Annotated in this window: 9 protein-coding genes; 8 read left to right on the top strand and 1 reads right to left on the bottom strand. The window is 31.6% G+C overall.

Annotation, left to right across the window (positions count from 1 at the left end):
- The coding region (locus QNK89_RS09285) for a phage integrase SAM-like domain-containing protein (RefSeq protein WP_340170741.1) at nucleotides 1–942 on the top strand (942 nt) is incomplete at its 5' end.
- Nucleotides 943–1,171: 229 nt separating this feature from the next.
- Here QNK89_RS09285 and QNK89_RS09280 read toward each other — a convergent pair.
- Entirely contained in the window at nucleotides 1,172–1,690 is a 519-nt protein-coding gene (locus tag QNK89_RS09280; protein ID WP_340170740.1) for a helix-turn-helix transcriptional regulator, read from the bottom strand.
- Between the two features lie 107 nt (nucleotides 1,691–1,797).
- Between QNK89_RS09280 and QNK89_RS09275 the strand changes: the two genes are divergently transcribed.
- From QNK89_RS09275 to QNK89_RS09245, 7 genes are all read left to right on the top strand, one after another.
- Nucleotides 1,798–2,016, top strand: a complete 219-nt coding sequence (locus QNK89_RS09275) for a hypothetical protein (protein ID WP_340170739.1) — start codon at nucleotides 1,798–1,800, stop codon at nucleotides 2,014–2,016.
- Nucleotides 2,007–2,261, top strand: coding sequence for an excisionase family DNA-binding protein (locus QNK89_RS09270; protein WP_340170738.1), 255 nt, complete (start codon nucleotides 2,007–2,009; stop codon nucleotides 2,259–2,261). Before QNK89_RS09275 ends, QNK89_RS09270 begins: the two co-directional genes overlap by 10 nt.
- Nucleotides 2,258–2,620 (top strand): hypothetical protein, encoded by a 363-nt coding sequence (locus QNK89_RS09265; RefSeq protein ID WP_340170737.1) that lies wholly within the window; start codon nucleotides 2,258–2,260, stop codon nucleotides 2,618–2,620. The genes QNK89_RS09270 and QNK89_RS09265 overlap by 4 nt, the downstream gene beginning before the upstream one ends.
- Nucleotides 2,620–2,745: a hypothetical protein gene (locus tag QNK89_RS09260; protein WP_340170736.1), complete on the top strand. Its 126-nt coding sequence runs from the start codon at nucleotides 2,620–2,622 to the stop codon at nucleotides 2,743–2,745. Before QNK89_RS09265 ends, QNK89_RS09260 begins: the two co-directional genes overlap by 1 nt.
- Before the next feature lie 38 nt (nucleotides 2,746–2,783).
- Nucleotides 2,784–3,431 carry a hypothetical protein gene (locus QNK89_RS09255; RefSeq protein ID WP_340170735.1) on the top strand — a complete coding sequence of 216 codons (648 nt, stop codon included), beginning with the start codon at nucleotides 2,784–2,786 and terminating at the stop codon, nucleotides 3,429–3,431.
- Between the two features lie 180 nt (nucleotides 3,432–3,611).
- On the top strand, nucleotides 3,612–4,067 hold the full coding sequence (locus QNK89_RS09250) for a helix-turn-helix domain-containing protein (protein WP_340170734.1): 456 nt from the start codon (nucleotides 3,612–3,614) through the stop codon (nucleotides 4,065–4,067).
- Nucleotides 4,060–4,788 (top strand): hypothetical protein, encoded by a 729-nt coding sequence (locus tag QNK89_RS09245; RefSeq protein ID WP_340170733.1) that lies wholly within the window; start codon nucleotides 4,060–4,062, stop codon nucleotides 4,786–4,788. Before QNK89_RS09250 ends, QNK89_RS09245 begins: the two co-directional genes overlap by 8 nt.
- Nucleotides 4,789–4,800: the final 12 nt, after the last annotated feature.

Here is a 4,800-nt window from a genome sequence, read left to right as displayed (position 1 = left end):
GATTTAACTAAAGAACATTTAACAGAAACCTTTAAGCCTAAAAAAAATATAGCTAATAATGTTATTGAATTATACAGCGAGTTTTTAAAGGAGAAAAAACAACAGGGTACAGTTACAGCTAGAACATTGCAAAAATATAATGTAGTTTTTTTAAAATATAAATCCTTTTGTGCTAAACAATTTAAATCACATAAAATAAAAGATTTAGATGATAATTTTTATGTCGCGTTTTTAGCCTATTTAAGACACAAAGACAAATTAAACGACAATACACTCGCAAGATACTTAACCTTCTTTAAAACGTTTGTTATATGGTGTAATCGTAAGGGCTTTGACGTTAATAACGACTATACTAATGTATCAGTAAAAAAGTATCAATCCGATGACGTGGCATTAAATTCTAAAGAGGTTGAAATACTAGAGAATGCAGATTTAAACGGATCTGATGAGAAAGCTAGAGATTTGTTTTTGATTGGTGTGTACTCTGGACAGCGTTTTTCTGACTACTCAGTCTTTGAACGTGCTGATATACAAGGAGACTTTATTATAAAGCGTTCTGAGAAAACAGAAAATCATAGTATAATCCCTTTACATGATAAACTTAAAAACCTATTAGACAAATACGACTGGAGACTGCCTAAAATAAGCTCTCAAAAGTTTAATGTACGGATGCAGTCTGTATGTAAAGACTTAGGGTTTGATAATGAAATAAAGAAAACCACTTACAGGGGTAGTCAAAAGACTATTGAACTATTGCCTTTGTGGAAGATGGTAGCTTCACACACCGCCAGGAGAACTTATATTACTTTAATGGCTGAGAAGGGAATGGCTGATCATTTTATTATGGCTGTAACTGGGATTAAAGATGCCAAAACATTAAGTAAATATAAAAAGCTAAACAAAAACAATTTGTTCACTATTTCGGAATCTCTTTGGAAATAAAGCTTTTCTTTAATTTAGATATATATAATTTTTTGTAAATATTATCTAGTTCTTTTTGTTCCTTTGCGTTATAGAGATTATAATTCTCTTGATAAAGTTTGTGAAATTCCATTAAATTCATTTGTAAGCTTTTTATAATTTAGTTTTATTTTTTTTAAATATTCATTTAAAGTTAACATTTTTTTTATTTAAAAGCAGCCCATTGCAAGCCCATTGCAAGTCCATTGTTTTAATTATTTAATTTAAACTTTAAACCCTCCATTTCTTTAACAAACTTTTGAGCATCTTTTTCTAAAAGTATAACATAACCCTCCATTAAAGTCAATCTATCTTGTACATTGTTTAGGTTATAATTTACATGATCTCCCATGTCTTTGACTATTCTAGCTTCATCATCTACTTTGTTAGTCAATGTGTGTAATGCTGATACACCTTGCTCATAAAATTTATTTTCTATTTCCTTTTGTTTTTTCTCAAAATAGCTGATTACTTGCTGTGCTGTAACTGTAAGATCGTCACTATGAACTTCTTCTTTAGCTTCAACCCCATACAAAAGCCAGTCTTTAGTGTACTCTGGGAATGCACCTAATATTCTATCTACTGTCTTAGTGCTTGGCTTTCGATTGTCTTGAATTAATTTGTGAATAGTTCCTGGAGAATTAAGACCTATAAACTTGCAAAAATCTAAAACAGACAAGTTTTTATCTTGTAAGATTTTTTTTATTCTTATCGAGTAATTTGTATTCATTAAAGTATTTTTAAGTAATAATTTGTATAGTATTATTATTATTAGTACATTTGTATAACAATAAGTAGTATTTACTGCATTATTGTCCATATAAATATACAAAAATTATGTTAGAAAACACAAAGAATTTATTCACACAACTAAAAGACAAACAGTCGTTTATCATGCTTTGCTCGACTGAATTTGAAATTAAACCTTTATCAATTAGAAATAATTGGTTTGGTGGTTACTGGGCAATCCCAGACAAACATCTAGAGCGAGTTGTAGATTTATTACAGAACTCTATTATTAAGCAAAACCTTTTAAAACAAGTGCCATGCTTATAGCTAGTAAAGATGAAATTCGAGAGCTGTTTAAAGAGTTTGCTGATGTGTACGCTATAAACATACAAGAGCAAATAGAAAAGGCTGTAAACGCTTCACAAAGTAACGTTAATATGAGCGTAAAAGAATGCAGCGATTATTTAAGCCAATGCAAAAAAACAACCTACACACAAATTTTAGAAGGCAAAATCACAGCTAATCGTGTAGGTAATAAATATCTAATCCCTAAAAACCAATTTACAAAATGATACAAGAAAAATTTAAAACAATGAAAAGTAATGGGCTTGATGAGTTCGTTACATTAATTGAAGACGTTCCAGTTTTCTTTCACGATACACACGAGTGTAATATAGGTGCAACAGTTTCTATTAGATGGAGGTTTGACTTAGAGCTTAGGGAATACGGAGTTAAGTCTATAAACGCCTATACAGTACAAGCACAAGCAGAAATAATAAATCTAGACACTTTAGAAGTCATTGAAGTTATAGATACAAATCAATTTGATGGCTGGACTTTAGAAGATGAAGACATTGATTTAAACCATTCGATTTGCCCTACTGATTGTTCTATTGACTACAAAGACAGTTCAATTTTAATAGAGTGGTAATGGAAACAAACGACTACGACAATCCAGCATATGATAACGATTTCAATGAGTGTCCTGTATGTGGCACACCAACAACCAACAGAAGCGTTTGCTCAAACACTTGCTTTGAGGCTGACATGATGTAAAATAATAAATAAATAATAACTATAAAAAAAGAGAAAAAATGGCAATTAAATTCGAACAAAAAAACAATCAAACAAAAACAGATTTCACAGCACCAGCTGGAACGCACATCGCTAGATGTTACAAGATGATTCATGTAGGTACTCGGTCTTATGAGTACAATGGAGATCCAAAGACAAAAAACTCAATTTGGTTTTATTTTGAACTACCAACCGAAATGAGAATATTTGACAAAGAAAACGGAGAACAACCCTTATCAATTAACATTGAGTATAACCTAACTTTTTATGAAGCTGCTAAATTGTTTCAACATGTCAACACATGGAGAGGTAAAACATTAACCCCTCAAGAAATTGATGACTTTGAAATTGATTCATTGATTGGAGAGCCTTGCATGCTTTCAGTCATCCATAACGTATCATCTAAGAACGGAAAAACATACGCTAATATAACAGCAGTCTCAGCAATGCCCAAAGGCATAGAAGCGCCTGAGCAAATCAATGAGAGCTTTATTTGGGATTACGATACTAACTTTAGTATAGAAGCTTTTAACGAGTTTCATCCTTTCTTTCAGGACATGATTAAACAGACTCCAGAATGGGATAAAAAGCAAAATGATTTATTAGAAAGCGGTTTACTTGAAAAGGTAATAGCTGAAAGTAATGATTCTAACGATATGCCTTTTTAATTATGGAAGCGCAAATAGATAAAAAACACGTTCAGCATTGGGAGAGATTCGCGAATGTAAACATACTACTAGATAAGCACCTAGAGAAGAACAACATTGAACTCTATAAGAGTTTAAGACATATTGTGTCATTCTATAAAGAATGTACTAAGGACAGTATTAATAAAGAAATATTTCAACATGAAAATAGATATTAATTTAGAAAATCATCCAACAGATTTAACGGAAATTTATAGTGTAGTATGTCAAATGAGTAATTTGGACATAAGAGAAAAAACAAGAAAAAGAAATTATGTAGATGCTAGGAATGTGTTTTATGGTATTGCAAGAAAATTGACTAAGCATTCTCATGAAGTAATAGGCGGTTTTTTAAATCGTGATCATGCGACTTCAGTACACGGAACTAGAATGTTTCACATTTTAATGGCATCTGATCAAGAATTTAGGGATGCCACTAGATTTGCCTTGTTTAAGTCTTGTAGTCTATTGGATAAGAATTCACAAGATCCTAAAGACTTTGTGTTTTTAAATTGGACAAAAATAACTAATGTTCAGCAGACTGAAATTTGTGATTTAGTAAAAAGATATATAAAGGATAATATGGAAATTGGACTAAAAAAAGAATCTTATGCCTAAAGCACCAGCATTTCAATTTTATGCTCAAGATTTTCTAACTGGGGTTATGGATTTAACTATGGATGAACGTGGCTTGTACATAACCCTTTTAGCTAGACAATGGGCAATATTTGACCAAAAAGGAATACCCAAAAAAAGGCTAGCCTTATTAGTGGGTTTTGAGTGGGATAACCTTCCAGAAATGGTAAAGGAAAAGTTTGAAGATAATGGAGACTACTTCTTTAATTCTCGTTTAATGGAATCTTTTAAACAGCTTAAGTCCTATAAAGAAAAACAACGACTTAATGGACAAAAAGGAGGAAGACCTAAAACCCAAACGATAACCAAAAAAAGGTCTTCATTGAAGATTGAAGATAGAAGTATAAAGATAGAAGATAGAAAAAAGAAAATAGAAGTAGAAGTTAAAGTAGAAGCTGTAAAGCCTTATCAAACTGAAAACTTTGATCTCGCTTGGGATAATTGGAAAGAGTATAAACGCTTAGAGCTTGGCTTTAATTACAAAACCATTCACAGCGAACAAGCAGCTCTTACACAACTAGGAAACAAGACTACAAGCGAACAACACGCAATCGATTCAATTAACAACGCAATGGCAAAGGGATGGAAAGGAATCTATCCAGAAAAACAATTAACAAATGGAAGCAAAAAAAATAATAAAAATGGACAGCAGTACTCAGATGAGTTCCTCCAAGAAGTTGTTACTGGATTACAACCCTTCTAACTGCATGAGCCA

The organism is Lacinutrix sp., from assembly GCF_037625555.1.
Classification (GTDB): domain Bacteria; phylum Bacteroidota; class Bacteroidia; order Flavobacteriales; family Flavobacteriaceae; genus Lacinutrix.
The sequence above is the reverse complement of the archived record's forward strand: the minus strand, read 5'-3'. Positions and strand labels throughout refer to the sequence as shown.